The organism is Cognatiluteimonas weifangensis (assembly GCF_003416885.1).
GTDB lineage: Bacteria > Pseudomonadota > Gammaproteobacteria > Xanthomonadales > Xanthomonadaceae > Cognatiluteimonas > Cognatiluteimonas weifangensis.
In genome coordinates this window covers 87,379-103,745 of record NZ_QVPD01000001.1, presented here as the reverse complement: position 1 = coordinate 103,745, position 16,367 = coordinate 87,379, and the positions used below count along the sequence as shown (strand labels likewise).

General features: G+C 71.1%; 16 protein-coding genes. 14 read left to right on the top strand and 2 right to left on the bottom strand.

The annotated features are described in order from the left end of the window. Positions 1 to 184 precede the first annotated feature (184 nt). From rsmD to D0Y53_RS00425, 7 genes are all read left to right on the top strand, one after another. Positions 185 to 820 (top strand): 16S rRNA (guanine(966)-N(2))-methyltransferase RsmD, encoded by a 636-nt coding sequence (rsmD, locus tag D0Y53_RS00455; RefSeq protein ID WP_117201155.1) that lies wholly within the window; start codon positions 185 to 187, stop codon positions 818 to 820. Further along, positions 817 to 1,320 (top strand): pantetheine-phosphate adenylyltransferase, encoded by a 504-nt coding sequence (coaD, locus tag D0Y53_RS00450; protein WP_117201154.1) that lies wholly within the window; start codon positions 817 to 819, stop codon positions 1,318 to 1,320. Before rsmD ends, coaD begins: the two co-directional genes overlap by 4 nt. Positions 1,321 to 1,351: 31 nt before the next feature. Further along, positions 1,352 to 1,837 (top strand): hypothetical protein, encoded by a 486-nt coding sequence (locus D0Y53_RS00445; protein WP_233511571.1) that lies wholly within the window; start codon positions 1,352 to 1,354, stop codon positions 1,835 to 1,837. A 166-nt stretch (positions 1,838 to 2,003) separates the two neighbouring features. Next, positions 2,004 to 3,737 (top strand): gamma-glutamyltransferase, encoded by a 1,734-nt coding sequence (gene ggt / locus D0Y53_RS00440; RefSeq protein ID WP_117201152.1) that lies wholly within the window; start codon positions 2,004 to 2,006, stop codon positions 3,735 to 3,737. Between the two features lie 21 nt (positions 3,738 to 3,758). Then, a complete protein-coding gene (locus tag D0Y53_RS00435; RefSeq protein ID WP_117201151.1) occupies positions 3,759 to 4,649 on the top strand; it encodes an MBL fold metallo-hydrolase in 891 nt (296 codons plus the stop codon). Beyond that, positions 4,646 to 5,371, top strand: coding sequence for a TMEM43 family protein (locus D0Y53_RS00430; protein WP_117201150.1), 726 nt, complete (start codon positions 4,646 to 4,648; stop codon positions 5,369 to 5,371). The genes D0Y53_RS00435 and D0Y53_RS00430 overlap by 4 nt, the downstream gene beginning before the upstream one ends. A gap of 21 nt (positions 5,372 to 5,392) precedes the next feature. Further along, positions 5,393 to 5,818, top strand: a complete 426-nt coding sequence (locus tag D0Y53_RS00425; RefSeq protein ID WP_117201149.1) for an MAPEG family protein — start codon at positions 5,393 to 5,395, stop codon at positions 5,816 to 5,818. A gap of 660 nt (positions 5,819 to 6,478) precedes the next feature. Here D0Y53_RS00425 and D0Y53_RS00420 read toward each other — a convergent pair. Further along, the gene (locus tag D0Y53_RS00420; protein ID WP_117201148.1) at positions 6,479 to 7,978 is read right to left on the bottom strand and encodes an aminotransferase class III-fold pyridoxal phosphate-dependent enzyme; all 1,500 of its coding nucleotides are present in this window, start codon (positions 7,976 to 7,978) and stop codon (positions 6,479 to 6,481) included. 145 nt (positions 7,979 to 8,123) lie between these two features. Between D0Y53_RS00420 and D0Y53_RS00415 the strand changes: the two genes are divergently transcribed. The 6 genes from D0Y53_RS00415 to secF all read left to right on the top strand — a co-directional run bounded on the left by D0Y53_RS00415 (position 8,124) and on the right by secF (position 14,277). Next, entirely contained in the window at positions 8,124 to 8,555 is a 432-nt protein-coding gene (locus tag D0Y53_RS00415; RefSeq protein ID WP_117201147.1) for an Lrp/AsnC family transcriptional regulator, read from the top strand. A gap of 7 nt (positions 8,556 to 8,562) precedes the next feature. After that, positions 8,563 to 9,600: a tRNA preQ1(34) S-adenosylmethionine ribosyltransferase-isomerase QueA gene (gene queA, locus D0Y53_RS00410; RefSeq protein ID WP_117201146.1), complete on the top strand. Its 1,038-nt coding sequence runs from the start codon at positions 8,563 to 8,565 to the stop codon at positions 9,598 to 9,600. A 184-nt stretch (positions 9,601 to 9,784) separates the two neighbouring features. Continuing rightward, the gene (tgt, locus tag D0Y53_RS00405) at positions 9,785 to 10,921 is read left to right on the top strand and encodes a tRNA guanosine(34) transglycosylase Tgt (protein WP_117201145.1); all 1,137 of its coding nucleotides are present in this window, start codon (positions 9,785 to 9,787) and stop codon (positions 10,919 to 10,921) included. Between the two features lie 73 nt (positions 10,922 to 10,994). After that, entirely contained in the window at positions 10,995 to 11,348 is a 354-nt protein-coding gene (yajC, locus tag D0Y53_RS00400) for a preprotein translocase subunit YajC (RefSeq protein WP_117201144.1), read from the top strand. A gap of 84 nt (positions 11,349 to 11,432) precedes the next feature. Beyond that, positions 11,433 to 13,301 (top strand): protein translocase subunit SecD, encoded by a 1,869-nt coding sequence (gene secD, locus D0Y53_RS00395; RefSeq protein ID WP_117201143.1) that lies wholly within the window; start codon positions 11,433 to 11,435, stop codon positions 13,299 to 13,301. A gap of 13 nt (positions 13,302 to 13,314) precedes the next feature. Beyond that, on the top strand, positions 13,315 to 14,277 hold the full coding sequence (gene secF / locus D0Y53_RS00390; protein ID WP_117201142.1) for a protein translocase subunit SecF: 963 nt from the start codon (positions 13,315 to 13,317) through the stop codon (positions 14,275 to 14,277). A 312-nt stretch (positions 14,278 to 14,589) separates the two neighbouring features. Here secF and D0Y53_RS00385 read toward each other — a convergent pair whose 3' ends face one another. Next, entirely contained in the window at positions 14,590 to 15,432 is an 843-nt protein-coding gene (locus D0Y53_RS00385) for an inositol monophosphatase family protein (protein WP_117201141.1), read from the bottom strand. A gap of 90 nt (positions 15,433 to 15,522) precedes the next feature. Here D0Y53_RS00385 and D0Y53_RS00380 point away from each other — a divergent pair, with 90 nt between their 5' ends. Continuing rightward, entirely contained in the window at positions 15,523 to 16,326 is an 804-nt protein-coding gene (locus D0Y53_RS00380) for an RNA methyltransferase (protein WP_117201140.1), read from the top strand. Positions 16,327 to 16,367: the final 41 nt, after the last annotated feature.

The window sequence follows — 16,367 nt, the reverse complement described above, 5'->3', positions numbered from 1 at the left end:
GGGAAAAACGGCCGCGAGTTCCTCGATCGAATAGCCGGGACCGTCCTTGCGTCCGCGGTCGTCGCCGGCCGCGTCCGCGGCGGGTGCCGCCGCGCCGGTCTTCTTGCGGCGGAAAAAACTCACCATCGTGGGGACCATCGCGCAGAATGGCGCGCATGGTAGCACCGCCCTCCGTGCAGACCCGATGAGCCGGCGCCGCGACAACGGCCCGCCCGGCGCCGTGCGCATCATCGGCGGTCGCTGGCGCGGCACGCGCCTGGCGGTGGCCGACGCGGCGGGGCTGCGGCCGAGCTCCGACCGCGTGCGCGAGACCCTGTTCAACTGGCTGCAACCGAAGCTGCCGGGCGCGCGGGTGCTGGACCTGTTCGCCGGCAGCGGTGCGCTCGGGCTGGAGGCGCTGTCGCGCGGCGCGCGCGAAGCGCTGCTGGTGGAACGCGACCCGCGCCTGGCCGCCACGCTGCGCGATACGGTGACGCGGCTGCAGGCCGGCGCCCAGGCGCAAGTCGTGCGCGCGGACGCGCTGGCCTGGCTGCGCGCGCCCGCGCACGGGCGTTTCGACGTGGTATTCCTCGACCCGCCGTTCGCCGCCGGGCTCTGGGACGCGGCGCTGGCCTTGCTGCCGCCGTGGCTGGCCGTCGACGCCTGGCTGTACCTGGAGGCGCCGCTGGCGGCGGCCCCCGTGCCCGGTGCCGACTGGTCGGCGCATCGCGCCGGCAGCACCCGCGAGGTGCGCTACACCCTGTACCGGCGGGTGCAGCGGCCTCCGGCGGCCGCTGCTACACTGGCCGCCGATCCCAACGCCGATGCAGCGACCCAATGAGCGTGGCCAGCACCCGCATCGCGGTCTATCCCGGCACGTTCGATCCGATCACGAACGGGCACGTCGACCTGGTCGACCGCGCCTCGCCGCTGTTCGAGCGCCTGGTGGTCGGCGTCGCCGAGAGCCACGGCAAGGGTCCGGCGCTGTCGCTGGCGCTGCGGGTGGAACTGGCGCGCAACGCCCTGGCGGCCTACGCCAACGTCGAGGTCCGCGGCTTCAACAGCCTGCTGGCGCACTTCGTCCGCGACGTCGGCGCCGGAGTGCTGCTGCGCGGTCTGCGCGCGGTGTCGGATTTCGAATACGAATTCCAGCTGGCGAGCATGAACCGCCACCTGATCCCGGACGTGGAGACGCTGTTCCTGACCCCGGCCGAGGAATACGGATTCATTTCTTCTTCGCTGGTGCGCGAAATCTCCCGCCTGGGCGGCGATGTTTCGGCGTTCGTGCCGCCGGCGGTGGCCCAAGCGCTGCAGGCCGAATGGCAGCGCACTGTCGCATGACTCGACTCCTTGGGGGAGACGTATGAAAACCATGACCCGCTTGATCCTGATCGCCTTGCTGGTGTTGCCGTTCGCGGCATGCAAGAAGGCCGAGGCGCCGCAAGCCGCGGTCAAGGCGCCGATGAGCGCGCCGACCACCGACGACCGCCAGGCCTGGGTGGACTATCTCAACGACGTCGTGCCGCGCAACATGGCCGGCATCGCCAACCAGCCCTACGTGTACTGGCTGCCGGGCGAGGCCACGCCGGACTTCCAGGACCAGTACGACCGCCTGCTGGAAAAGGCGCAAGCCGACGTTGCCCGCGGCATCATCGCCGGCAACCTGCTGGCCTACGGCTCGCCGGCCTCGGCGAAGATGGCCGACCTGGTGATCGCCGCGTTCGACGGAGTGCCGGCCGATTCGATGAAGAACGTGCGCGTGCTGTTCATCGGCCAGCCCGCCGACAACGAGCGAGTCAAGGCCGCGCTCGCCCCGGCCGGCGTCGATTACGTGTTCATCGATACCAGCAAGCAGTGACCTGCGCCTGACCCGGGCTTGCGTGCGTGTCCGCGGGGAGCCGCGGGCACGCCTTCCCCGTCGTCGCCGGCCCGCCGCCGCGGGCAACGGCGGCCGCGTCGCGGTATCGTGTCGGCATGGCGTTGAAAATCACCCGAACCGTGACCTTCCCATCCGTGGGCGGGGCATGAAGACCCGCTGCGGGAGCCACCGCAACGCGAGCTGGGGCCTGGCATTGCTGCTGCTGGCGTTCGCGCCGGGGCTGGCGGCGCAACGGCAACACGCCGCCCCGGCCACGCATCCGCCCGGCGCGGCGATCGCCAGTGGCCATGCACTGGCCACCGACGCCGGCCTGGCCACCCTGCGCGCCGGCGGCAATGCCTTCGATGCCGCGGTCACGGTGTCGGCGGTGCTGTCGGTGGTGGAACCGATCAGCTCGGGCTTGGGCGGTGGCGGCTTCTTCCTGCTGCACGACGCGCAGTCGGGCAAGGACGTGTTCCTGGATGCGCGCGAGACCGCGCCGGAAGCGGCGACGCCGGCCGCCTACCTCGATCGCGACGGTGACCTCGATCCCGATCGCGCGCAGAACGGCCCCTGGTCGGCCGGCATCCCCGGCTTGCCGGCGGCGCTGGTGGAACTGGCCGGGCACTACGGCCGGCTGCCGCTGCGCCGCACGCTGGCGCCGGCGATCCGCATCGCGCGCGAAGGTTTCCCTGTGTATGCGCGACTGGAGAAGGGGTACGCCGCGCGGCGCACGGTGATGGAGCGCTATCCCGGCACGCGCGCGGTGTTCCTGGCCGACGGCGATCCGCCGCAGGTCGGCGAGACGCTGCGCCAACCCGACCTGGCACGCACCCTGGAACTGCTCGCCGAGCGCGGGTTCGACGGCTTCTATCGCGGCGACGTGGCCGATCGGCTCGTCGCCGCGGTCAACGCCGAGGGCGGCCGGTGGACCGCGGCGGAACTGGCCGCCTATCGGGTGCGCACGCGCGAACCGCTGCGCTTCAGATACCGCGACTGGGACATCACCACCGCGCCGCCGCCGTCCTCCGGCGGGGTGGCGCTGGCGCAGATCCTGCAGATCGCCGCCGGCTGGGACCTGGCACAGCTCGATCCCGCCCATCGCGTGCACATCCTGGTCGAGGCCATGCGCCGCGCCTACCGCGACCGCACCATCTACCTCGGCGATCCGGACTTCGTGACGATGCCGCTGGCGCGCCTGACCAGCGCCGACTACGCCGCCGGCTTGCGCGCCACCATCCACCCGGACAAGGCCACCCCCAGCGCGCTGCTGCCCGGGCAGCCGGCGCCGCTGGAGGACGAGGAGACGACGCACTTCTCGATCATCGACGCCGAGGGCAACATCGTCTCGGCGACGCAGACGGTCAACCTGCTGTACGGCTCGGGCCTGGTCGCGCCGGGGACCGGCGTGCTGCTCAACGACGAGATGGACGACTTCGCGCTCAAGCCGGGCACGCCCAACGCCTTCGGGGTGATGGGTTTCGCCGCCAACGCGCCGGCGCCGGGCAAGCGCATGCTCAGCTCGATGACGCCGACGATCATGGCCTCACCCGACAAGATCGCGGCGCTCGGCGCGCCCGGCGGCAGCCGCATCATCACCGAGGTGCTGCTGGGCATCCTCGGTTACGACGCCGGACTGGGCGCGCAGCAGGTCGCCGCGCTGCCGCGCATCCACCACCAGTGGTGGCCGGACGTGATCTCCGCCGAGGCCGGCGCGCTCGACGCCGCCACGGTGCAGGCACTGCAGGCGATGGGCCACACCGTGAATGCGGCCGAAGGCCCCTGGGGCAACCTGCAGACGGTGGCCTGGGACCGGAGCGACAACACGCTGTCGGGCGGCAGCGATCCGCGCAACCCAGTCGGCTCGGCCCGGGTCCAGCCGCAGGCGCCGGCGCGATAGCGCAAGCGATAGAATCGGCCCATGAAACTCTGGTCGATCCTGGGCAATTCGCAGAAGCTCGACGGCGGGGCGATGTACGGCAACGCGCCGCGCGCGGTGTGGGAGAAATGGTCCCCGCCCGACGCCGCCAACCGCATCGATCTGGCCTGCCGCGCGCTGCTCGCCAGCCCGCTGGCCGGCAAGACGGTGCTGTTCGAGACCGGTATCGGCGCCTTCTTCGAGCCGAAACTGCGCGAGCGCTACGGGGTGCAGGAGGACCGGCACGTACTGCTGGAGTCGCTGCGCGCGGCCGGCTACGGCCACGAGGACATCGACGTGGTGGTGCTTTCGCACCTGCACTTCGACCACGCCGGCGGCCTGCTGGCGCCGTGGCGGGAGGGCGAACCGCCGCGGCTGCTGTTCCCCAACGCGACCTTCCTGGTCAGCGCCGGCTGCTGGGATCGCGCGCGCGCGCCGCATCCGCGCGATCGCGCCAGCTTCATTCCGGAACTGCCGGCGTTGCTGCAGCAAAGCGGCCGCCTGGAGATCGTGGACGACACGTATTCGCAAACGCTCGGCCACGCCGTGCGCTTCCACTACAGCGACGGCCACACCCCCGGGTTGATGCTGGCCGAAATCGTCGGCCCCGGGCACGCGCCGGGGCAAACCCGCGGTGGCGTGGTGTTCTGCGCCGACCTGATCCCGGGGCGGCCGTGGGTGCACGTGCCGATCACCATGGGCTACGACCGCAACGCCGAGTTGCTGATCGACGAGAAGCGCGAGTTCCTGGCCGACAAGCTGGCGCGCAACGTGCATCTGTTCTTCACCCACGATCCGGGCTGCGCGCTGGCGCAGGTGACCTGCGACGCGCGCGGCCGCTACGGCACCGCGCACGAGCTCGCCGAGCTGCACGCACGGGCCTTGCCTGCATGAAGCGCGGCTGGTGGCTGGCGGCGGCGTTCGCGCTGTGCGCCGGCTGTGCGGCCAGCGCACGGGCGCAGGACACGGCGTCCGCAGCGGACGCCGGCATGCCGCGCGCGGATGCGCCGCCGCAGCCGGAGCGGAGCGTGCGCGACCCGGACTTCGGCGTGGTCGCGCGCCATTTCGGCCTGGAGCGCCGGGTCGCGATGTACCAGTGGTACGCGACCGCGCGCGGCTATGCGCGCGGCTGGAGCGAGCGGTCGCTGGACTCGGCCGGCTTCGCCCCCGGTCACGACAATCCGCCGTTCCCGCTGCAGGGCCGGCGCTGGCTGGCGCGCAAGGTCACCGTCGACGGCCGGCCGCTGGAGGCATCGGTGCTCGAGCGCCTGGGGCAGTGGCGCGAATTCCGCCCCAGTTTCAACGCGCTGCCCGGCAACCTGGCCGCGACCTTCCAGCCGCAGGGCGACGGCCTGGGCAGCGCCGAGAATCCGCTCGCCCCGCAGGTCGGCGACCTGCGCATCCACTGGCGCGAATTGCGCTTGCCGCCGCTGCAGGATCGGATCGTGCTGCGCGAGGGGCGCTGGCAGTTGCGCGAGGACGCGCTGCCGGCCGCGGTCGCCGCGACGCCGCCTGCGCCCGCACCGGCGCCCGCGCGCGCGCCGTGGCGGTGGATGGCCGGCGGCGCGCTGGTGTTGCTGCTGGCGGCCGCGATCGTGCGCCGGCGCGGTCGCTGATTGCCGCTTCGGGGGAACGTCATGCCGTGGATCACGTTGCTGTTCGCCGCCCTGCACGCGTTGCTGCTGCTGGTCCTGCTGGCGCGCATTTCGCGCCATCGCCACGGCCACCGGATCGGTTTCGGCGATGGCGGCGACGCGTTGCTGGCGCGCAAGATCCGGGTGCACGGCAACTTCATCGAGCACGTGCCGATGGCGTTGCTGCTGCTGGCGCTGCTGGAACTGTGCGGGCTGGCGGCGCCGTGGCTGTGGGCGTTCGGCGCCGCCTTGCTGCTGGCGCGGGTGTTGCACGCCGTCGGCCTGTCGCGCAGCGCCGGCGCGTCCTTCGGCCGCTTCTGGGGTACGGCCCTGACCTGGCTGGTGCTGCTGGCGATGGCGTTGGCCGGACTCGTGCTGGCCGGGGATGCACTGCTCGGGAGCGTGCCGGCCTTGCCGTCTCCGCGATAACCCGGGGTCCGGGCAGGCAGGCCGTGGCTGCGGGGCGGGATCGTCCCTGCGGCGCAATGAAACCTGGGTGCGGGAACTTTGCGGGGAAGCCGGCGGCCCAGCCTGTACGGGACTCGCCGTGTAGATTTCCCTTCAAGTGCGGAAGCTTCCGTGGGGGGAAGCCAGTGGCCCGGCCTGTGCGGGACACGCCGTGAATACGTCCCTGTAGGCTCCTCGGCGGCATCCATGCCGCCGACGGTCCCGCACAGGCCGGGCCACTGGCTTCTCGCAAGTGAGTTGGCGCTTGTAGAAAAGCCCACGAAGCGAGGAACTCCAATCTCGCGAAGTCGCCGGCCGGCGGGCTGGGGGTGCGGAGAGTGGACCATGGAGGGCCCACGACCCGACTTAAAGACAGGAGGTCGTCAGGAGGGCGCAGCACCCCCAGCCCGCCGGGCGGCGACTCCGTCCGAAGCCGATCCCCCAAGGTCAGGCCACCAATGGCGCTTGCGTCCCGGCTTAAAGACAGGACGTCGTCAGGAGAGCGCAGCACCGCCGGCCCGTCGGGCGGCGACTCCCTCCGAAGCCGATCTCCCGAGTGCAGGCTATTGATGGCCTGCGCCCCGATTTGAAGACCAAAAAAGGCCGGTTGCCCGGCCTTTTCCTGCCCTGCGGCGGCGGGCGTCAGGCGGCGGCGGACTGCTGCTGGCGCGGACCTTCCAGCAGCACGCGCTTGACCAGTCCCAGCATCAGTTCCAGCTCGTCCTGGGTCATGTCGAAGTGCGGGGTGAAGCGCAGCGAATTGGCGCCGCCGTGGATCACGCCCAGGCCGTGCTCGCGCAGCCATTCCTCGCTGGAGCCGGCGCCGTAGCCCTTGAACTGCGGAGCGAGCTCGCAGGAAAACAGCAGGCCGGTGCCCTGGACCTTGGTGATCAGGCCGCCGAGTTCGGCTTTCAGCGCTTCCAGCCCGGCCACCGCCTGCTTGCCGCGTTCGCGGATGTTGGCGCGCAGTTCCGGGGTCAGCTGCGCCAGCACCGCGCAGGCGACGTCGAGCGCGCGCGGGTTGGCGGTCATGGTGTTGCCGTAGGTGCCGCGCTGGTAGATGCCGGCGGCGCGCTCGTTGCAGGCCAGCACCGACAGCGGGTACTGGCCGGCGTTGAGCGCCTTGGAGTAGGTCTCCATGTCCGGCGCTTCCTGGCCCTCGAAGCCGGGGTAATCGACGATCGACAGGGCGCCGGTGGCACGCAGCCCGGCCTGGATCGAGTCGACCAGGAACAGCGACCCGTGCGCCTTGGTCAGCTCGCGCGCGGCGGCGTAGTACGCCACCGGCACGCTGCGACCCGGGTCGCCTTCGCCCATCACCGGCTCCAGGAACATCGCCTCGATGAACCAGCCGTTGCTCTCGGCGTCGGCGAACACCTGCTTCAGCGCGTCGATGTCGTAGGGTGCGATCGCGATCACCGAGTCCTCGCCACGGTAGCTGGCCAGGAACTGCAGGTAGGTCTTGCGGCTGGAATCCGAATACAGCGCCGGGCGGTCGGTGCGGCCGTGGAAGCTGCCCTTGACCACCAGCCGCTTGACCTTGCGCCCGGCGTACTTCGCGCCCGGGTCGGTCATCAGCTTGGTGTTGGTGTCGGCGATGCGCGCGGCCAGCGACACCGACTCGGAGCCGGAGTTCAGGCACATGAACTTCGCGTACGGGCAGCCGTCCTTGCGGGCATGGCCGATTTCCTTGCGCAGCGCGCGGGTGAAGCGCAGCTGCGACAGGCTCGGAGTCATGATGTTGGCCAGCGCCTGCGGCCTGGCCATCGCCTCCAGCACCGCCGGAGGCGCGTGACCCAGGCCGAGCATGCCGTAGCCGCCGGTGTCGTACAGCACCGCGCCCTTGAGGGTGACGATCCACGGCCCGCGCGCGGCCAGCGCGACGTAGGGGTTGACCGCATCCTGCGGGTAGAAGTTGACGAAGCCGGCCTGCACCGCCTGCACCTGCGCATCCTCGTCGAGGTCGAGCAGGTCGGCGCAGTCCGCCTGGATCCTGGCGTACTCGGTCGCGGCCGCGGCGATGGCGGCGGCCAGGTCGGGATGGCCGGCGCCGAAGCGCAGCACGGTGGCGTCGTCGAGCCCCTCGGTGCGGCGCTTGCCGTGACGGGCGCGGAGCGGGGCGAGCTGGTCGAGCAGGGACATGGGCGGGCCTCGGGTCTGGATGGGGGCCGCGAGCGCGGGCTGTCGCGGCGATCTTCCTATTATCGGGAAGTTTTCGTCGAATAACAGGTGCGTTTTGCGCATAATCGATGTAGATTTCGTCGATTCGACGTACCGGAGCCGGCAAATGGCCTTGACCCCCGCCGACGAGGCCCTGCTGTCGCTGCTGCGCGAGAATGCGCGCGCTCCGGCCGCCGAGATCGCGCGCCGCCTGCAGCTGTCCCGGACCACCGTGCAGAGCCGGATCGAGCGGCTGGAGCGGATGGGGGTGATCGCCGGCTACACGCTGCGGATCGGCGAGGACTTCGCCCGCGATCGCATCCGTGCGCTGATCATGCTCACCGTCTACCCCAAGCAGATGCCGGCCGTGGTCGAGGCGCTGCGGGCGATGCCGGAGGTGCGCAGCCTGCAGTCGGTCAACGGCAGCTGGGACCTGGTGGCGGTGGCGGTGGTGCCGACGGTCGGCGACATGGACCTGCTGACCGACCGCATCGGCGCGTTGCCGGGCGTGGAACGCACGACCTCCTCGCTGGTGCTGTCGACCAAGTTCGAACGCTGAGGCATCCTTGAAGAAATCCGACTTCCACTACGACCTGCCGCCGGAACTGATCGCGCAGGCCCCGTTGCCCGAGCGCTCGGCCAGCCGCCTGCTGCTGGTGCCGCCGGCGCCGGCGGCGTTCGCCGACCACGGCATCGCCGAGCTGCCGCAGCTGCTGCGGCCCGGCGACCTGCTGGTGTTCAACGACACCCGGGTGATCCGCGCGCGGCTGTTCGGGCACAAGGCCAGCGGTGGCCGGGTGGAGATCCTGATCGAGCGGCTGCTGGACGGCGACCAGGCGCGGGCGCAGATCCGCGCCAGCAAGCCGCCCGCGGCCGGCAGCACGATCGTGCTGGAGGCCGGCGCGCAGGCGCGGGTGCTGGGGCGCGACGGCGAGTTCTACCGCCTGCGTTTCGAGGTCGACGAGCCGCTGGAGGCCTGGCTGCGGCACGCCGGCCGACTGCCGCTTCCGCCCTACATCCACCGCGATCCGGACGCCGCCGACGACGCCCGCTACCAGACCGTGTTCGCGCGCGAGCCGGGCGCGGTCGCGGCGCCGACCGCGGGCCTGCACTTCGACGCGCCGCTGCTGCAGGCCCTGCGCGCGCGCGGCGTGGAGACCGGCCAGCTCACCCTGCACGTGGGCGCCGGCACTTTCCAGCCGGTGCGGGTCGAGGACCTGGACGCGCACCACATGCACAGCGAATGGCTGCGCGTCGACGCGTCGCTGGTGGCGCAGGTGCGCCGTACCCGCGCGCGCGGCGGCCGCGTGGTCGCGGTCGGGACCACCGTGGTGCGGGCGCTGGAGTCGGCCCTGCGCGAGGGCGAACTGCAGCCCTTTGCCGGCGAAACCTCGATCTTCATCCGGCCCGGCTACCGCATCCGCAGCGTCGACGCGCTGCTGACCAACTTCCACCTGCCCGAAAGCACCCTGCTGATGCTGGTGTCGGCCTTCGCCGGCCAGGAGCGGATCTTCGCCGCCTATGCACACGCCGTGCGGGAGCGCTACCGGTTCTTTTCCTACGGCGATGCGATGCTGCTGTGGCCGCCGGTGCAGACACCGTGAGCCTCGTCTTCGCCTACCGCAGCGCGGGGTCTGCCGGGCGCGATGTGGGCGGCGCCGGCGCGGCGTCCGCCGCGTGCGCCAGGGATAACGCACGGCGACTGCGGGCAGGGACAGCGCGGACGCAGCCGCGCAGGATGCCTCGCCTGTGCCGCCAACCCCTCCGAAGCCCTCTCCCCCGATATCCATGAGCCGCCTTTCCTTCGATTTGCTCAAGACCGACGGCGCCGCGCGCCGCGGCCGGCTCACGTTCCCGCGCGGTACGGTGGAGACGCCGGCGTTCATGCCGGTGGGCACCTACGGCACGGTCAAGGGCATGCTGCCCGACCAGGTCCGCGCGCTCGGCGCGCAGATCATCCTCGGCAACACCTTCCACCTGTACCTGCGGCCGGGGCTGGAGGTGATCGCGGCGCACGGCGGCCTGCACGGCTTCGCCCGCTGGGACGGGCCGATCCTCACCGATTCCGGCGGCTTCCAGGTGTTCTCGCTGGCGCACCGCCGCAAGATCACCGAGCAGGGCGTGACCTTCCAGGCGCCGACCGACGGCTCCACCGTGTTCCTCGGCCCCGAGGAGTCCATGTGCATCCAGAAGGCGCTGGACAGCGACATCGTGATGATCTTCGACGAGTGCCCGCCGGTGCAGGTGGATGGCGTGCCGGTCGCCGCGGACCTGGTGCGGCGGTCGATGGAACTGTCGCTGCGCTGGGCCGAGCGCAGCAAGCGCGCGCACGAGGGCAACGACGCGGCGCTGTTCGGCATCGTCCAGGGCGGCGTGCACCGCGAGCTGCGCACGCGCTCGGCCGCAGGCCTGAAGGCGATCGGTTTCGACGGCTACGCGATCGGCGGCCTCGCGGTCGGCGAGACCGAGGCCGAGCGCAACGCCATGCTCGAGCACACCTGCCCGCAGCTGCCCGGCGAGCGCCCGCGCTACCTGATGGGCGTCGGGCGTCCGGAGGACCTGGTCGAGGCGGTGGCGCGCGGGGTGGACATGTTCGACTGCGTGCTGCCGACCCGCAACGCCCGCAACGGCCATTATTTCACCGCCGGCGGCGCGATCCGGATCCGCAACGCGCAGTACGAGCGCGATACCCGCCCGATCGAGGAGGGTTGCGGCTGCCCGGCCTGCGCCGGCGGCTACAGCCGCGCCTACCTGCGGCACCTGGACCGTTGCAACGAGATGCTGGCGCCGATTCTGGGCACCCTGCACAACCTGTGGCACTACCAGCGGCTGATGGCTGAGATGCGCGCGGCCATCGAACGGGGAACCTTCGGCGCCTTCCGCGACTCCTTCCACGCCGTGCGCGGCCTGTCGCCGCCGACCTGACCCCGCCCGCCCGGGCCTGCCGGCGGCCGGCGGCATGGCATAATTCCCCGTTGTTTCGCCACCGGATACCCCGATGACCCTGCTCGACCTGATCGTTTCCCCGGCCTACGCCCAGGCTACCGGCCAACCCGCCCCGGGCGGCCTGTTCGGCGGCGGCCTCGGCGGCCTGCTGTTTCCGATCGTCCTGATCGGCGTGATGTACTTCCTGATGATCCGGCCGCAGATGAAGCGGCAGAAGGAGCACCGCGCCATGCTCGACAAGCTCGGCAACGGCGACGAGGTCATCACCAACGGCGGCATCGCCGGCGTGGTCCGCGAGATCGGCGACAGCTTCGTCACCGTGGAGATCGCCGACAACGTGCGCGTGCGCATGCAGAAGGGCGCGATCGCCAACGTCCTGCCCAAGGGCACCCTGAAGTCGGCTTGAGCCGGCGCTCCGATTGATCCGATCCCGACCTGAATTTTGCGCCGGTCCGGCCTTCCGGGCACGGGCCGCGCGCGGGGCTTGACGATGCTCGAATACAGCCGCTTCCAATACTTCATCATCCTGATCGTGGTGCTGCTCAGCACGCTGTACGCGCTGCCGAACGTGTTCCCGCAGGACCCGTCGGTGCAGATCACCGCCAACCGCGGTTTCCAGGTGAACGAGACGCTGCAGCAGCGGATCGAGGCGGACCTGAAAAAGGCCGGCATTGCGCCCAAGGCGGTGGAACTGGAGAAGGACGGCGAGCTGCTGGTGCGTCTGACCGACGTGATCGAGCAGGGCAAGGCCAACGACGTGCTGCGCGAGAGCCTGGGCAACGACTACGTGGTGGCGCTGAACCTGGCCTCGACCGTGCCCGACTGGCTCGGCGCGATCGGCGCGCGGCGCATGCTGATGGGCCTGGACCTGCAGGGCGGCGTGCACTTCCTGATGCAGGTGGACAAGAAGGCCGCGCTGGACAAGCGCTTCGACGCCTACGCCGAGGACCTGCGCGTGCTGCTGCGCGACAAGCGGGTGCGCTACGAGTCGGTCGAGCGCCGCGCCGACAACTCGATCGTCGCGACCCTGGCCCCGGGCGTCGACGCCGACGCCGCGCTGGGACTGGTGATGCAGGCTCTGCCCAACCTCACCAGCGAGGTCGCGGACAACACCATCGTGGTGCGGGTGCCGGAGAAGGAAATCCAGCAGATCACCACCGACGCGATCGAGCAGAACGTCGGCACCCTGCGCAACCGCATCAACGAACTCGGCGTGGCCGAGCCGATCATCCAGCGCCAGGGCAGCGACCGCGTGGTGGTGCAGCTGCCGGGCGTGCAGGACACCGCCCAGGCCAAGCGCATCCTCGGCGCGACCGCGACCCTGGAATACCGCGGCGTGATCGAGGGCAACCCGTACGACGCGGTCGCCAGCGGCAACGTCCCGCCGGAGGCCAAGGTCTATTACCGCAAGGAGATCGGCGCCGACGGCAAGCCGATCCCGATCCTGCTCAACAAGCGCGTGATCGCCTCCGGCGAGCAGCTGGTGAATGCGCGATCGGGCTACGACTCGCGCAGCGGCACGCCGATGGTGAGCGTGACCCTGAACGGTATCGGCGGCCAGCGCATGTTCGATTTCACCAGCGAGAACGTCGGCAAGCCGATGGCGGTGGTGTACATCGAGCGGATTCCGGAGGTGAAGGTGGTCGACGGCCAGGAGGTGCGCACCACCCGCACCAGCGAGCAGGTGATCTCGGTGGCCACCATCCAGGGCGTGTTCGGCAAGGAATTCCAGACCACCGGCCTGGACAGCCCCAAGGAAGCCGCGGACCTGGCGCTGCTGCTGCGCGCCGGCGCCCTCGCCGCGCCGATGGACTTCGTCGAGGAGCGCATCGTCGGCCCCAGCCTGGGCAAGGAAAACGTCAGCCGCGGTCTGACCGCGGTGCTGTACTCGTTCGGCTTCGCCCTGGCCTTCTTCCTCGTCTACTACCGCATGTTCGGCCTGATCACCTGCGTGGCGCTGCTGATCAACCTGCTGATGGTGGTCGCGGTGATGTCGTTCCTCGGCGCCACCCTGACCCTGCCGGGCCTGGCCGGCATCGCCCTGACCGTGGGCATGTCGGTGGACGCCAACGTGCTGATCAACGAGCGCGTGCGCGAGGAACTGCGCGCCGGGCTGCCGCCGAAAGCCGCGATCGCCGGCGGCTACCAGCATGCCTCCGGCACCATCGTCGACGCCAACCTGACCGCGTTGCTGGCCGGCGTGGCGCTGTTCGCCTTCGGCACCGGCCCGGTCAAGGGCTTCGCGGTATCGCTGATCGCCGGCATCATCACCTCGATGTACACCGCGGTCTCGGTGTCGCGCGGCATCGCCACCCTGATCTACGGACGTCGGCGCAAGCTGAAGTCGGTGGCCATCTGACGGAACCATTGCCATGAAACTTTCCAACCTGTTTCCGCTCAGCGTGTTCCCGCACGACAGCAAGTTCGACTTCATGCGCCTGCGCTGGGCGTCGGCGACGCTGTCGGTGATCCTGCTGGTGATCGCGATCGGCGCGATGGCCACCAAGGGGTTCAATTTCGCCCTCGACTTCACCGGCGGCATCGTCACCGAGCTGCGCTTCGACAAGCCGGCGGACGTGGACGGCGTGCGCCAGCGGCTGGAGCAGGTCGGCTACCCCGGCGCGCAGGTGCAGACCTTCGGTTCCGGCAACGACCTGCTGGTGCGCCTGCAGCCCAAGGACCTGGCCGAAGGGCAGACCAGCCACGCCGCCGACGAGGTGCTGAAGGCGGCCTCGACCGCGGAAAACCCGGCACATGTGCTGCGCAGCGATTCGGTCGGCCCGCAGATCGGCAAGGAGCTGGCGCAGAACGGCATCTACGCGATGCTGTTCGTGATCGTCGGCTTCCTGGCCTACATCTCGTTCCGCTTCGAGTGGAAGTTCGCGGTGGCCGCGATCCTGGCCACCATGCACGACATCGTGGTGGTGGCCGGCTGGTTCGCGGTGACCGGGCACGAGTTCGACCTGACCGTGCTGGCCGGCGTGATGTCGGTGATGGGCTACTCGATCAACGACACCATCGTGGTGTTCGATCGCGTGCGCGAGAACTTCCGCGGCATGCGCGCGCCGGCGCGCGAGATCCTCAACGCGGGCATCAACCAGACCCTGTCGCGCACGGTGATCACCTCGTTCGTGGCGTTCCTGACGGTGCTGGCGCTGTACATGTACGGCGGCGGCTCGCTGCAGGGCATGGCCGAGTCGCAGATGATCGGCATCGTCGTCGGCACGCTGTCGTCGATCTTCGTCGCCTGCCCGCTGCTGATGTGGCTGGGCGTGAGCAAGCAGGACCTGATGCCCAAGGCGAAGGACGAAGCGGCGCTGGCGCGGCGGCCCTGAAAGCAGCGGATCGCGCACCGCGCGATCCCGCCGACCCGCCCTCGCCCCGCGTAGCGGGGAGAGCGGCAGCCGCGCTCGGCGCGGCAGGGTGAAGGGGCTGCTGCTCAAGCGATGGCGGCCGACGCCCGCCCCTCATCCGCCCTTCGCGCACGTTGCATCGGCGACATCCCCGTCGCCGCCCCCTTCGGGGCGGTTTCGCCGTGCAAATCGGCATCCTGCCGATTCGAGCTCCCCGCAAGCAGGGAGAAGGAACGGCACGAGGCTCCGCCGCCTTGTTACCCTCACCCGGCTTGCGGAGTGAGGGCAGCTGGGTCAGTCGAAGCTCGCCGCGTAGCCCGACGACACGATCGTCTTCTGCAGCGGTTCGACCAGCTTGACGTTGCCGGCCACGAGCTGGCGCCCGCGCGCCTCGGCGCGGTCCAGGCGGCCGGTCGCCGCGCCGCGGTAATCGCAGACGCGACCGCCGGCCTCGCGCACCAGCAGCACGCCGGCGGCGATGTCCCAGGGCTGCAGCCCGGCTTCGAAATAGCCGTCGGCGCGGCCGCAGGCGATGTAGGCCAGGTCGAGCGCGGCCGAGCCGGTGCGGCGCACGTCCTCGGCCGCCACCAGCAGCTCGCGCACGCAGTCCAGCTGGGCGCCGGCGCGGGCGCGCTCGCGCGGCGGGAAACCGGTGACCAGCAGCGCGCCGGCCAGATCCTTGCGCTCGGCGACGCGGATGCGGCGCTCGTTGAGCGCCGCGCCGCTGCCGCGGCTGGCGGTGAACAGCTCGTTGCGCAACGGGTCGAAGATCACGCCGTGGACCGGTTCGCCGTTCTCCACCAGCGCGATCGACACGCACCAGTGCGGCCAGCCGTGCAGGTAGTTGCTGGTGCCGTCCAGCGGGTCGACCACCCAGGTGTAGCGGCCGCTGGCCTGCGCGCGCGGGCCGAGCCCTTTCTGCATGCCGCCTTCCTCGCCGAGCACGGCGTACTCGGGATACGCGCGCCGCAGTTCCTTGACGATCTCGGCCTCGGCGAGGCCGTCGACCTCGCTGGCGTAGTCCATCCGCTCCTTCTCGACGACGTTCAGCGCGTCGAGCTTGTTCATGTGCCGCAACAGCACGCTGCCGCCAGCGCGGGCCGCCTTGACCATGACGTTGACGGCGGGTTTGAGCATGGCGGCACGACCTCGGTGGCAGGCGGAAGATGGCAAGGGGAAAGAACGCACCGGCGCTGCGGCCGGGGCGCGGAGTTTAACATTGCCGCCATGAGCGCCAGTCCGCCCGAAGAAAACGACCGCGTCCCCCCGTTCGTGGCGGCTGCGCGCATCCGCACGGTGCTGGTCGGCACCCAGCACCCCGGCAACATCGGCTCGGCGGCGCGGGCGCTGAAGACGATGGGCCTGTCGCGGCTGGCGCTGGTGGCGCCGGAACGCTTCCCGCACGCCGACGCCGACGCGCTGGCGGCCGGCGCCGGCGACCTGCTGGCCGCCGCGACCCGCCACGCCGGCCTGGCCGAGGCCGTGGCCGACTGCCACCTGGTGCTGGGCTGCACCGCCCGCAGCCGCCGGATCGCGCTGCCGGAGCAGTCGCCGCGCCAGGCCGCCGCGGCCGCGCTGGCCGCCGCCGCGCAGGGCCAGGAGGTGGCGCTGGTGTTCGGCCGCGAGCGCACCGGCCTGGACAACGACGAGCTGCAGCTGTGCCACGCCGCGGTGCACATCCCGGCCAACCCCGGTTACGGCTCCCTGAATCTGGCCGCGGCGGTGCAGGTGCTGGCCTACGAGCTGCGCATGGCCTGGCTGGCGGGCCTGGCGGCGCCGGCTGCGGCCGCGCCGGTGGCCGCACCGGCATCCCACGCCCAGCTGGAAGGCTTGTTCGCGCAGCTGGCCCAGACCCTGGAGGCGATCGACTTCCACAAGGGCCGCGCCCCGGAATCGGCCCTGCGCAAACTGCGCCGGCTGTTCCTGCGCTGCGGGCTGGACGCGCGCGAGGTGCGGCTGCTGCGCGGCGTGCTGGCCGATGCGCAGCGGATGGCGCGGCTGGCGGGCGAGCGCGCCGGACCGCTGTCGTAGACTACGCATATCCGTTAGGCTCGCCGCCAGTCCATCGCCCG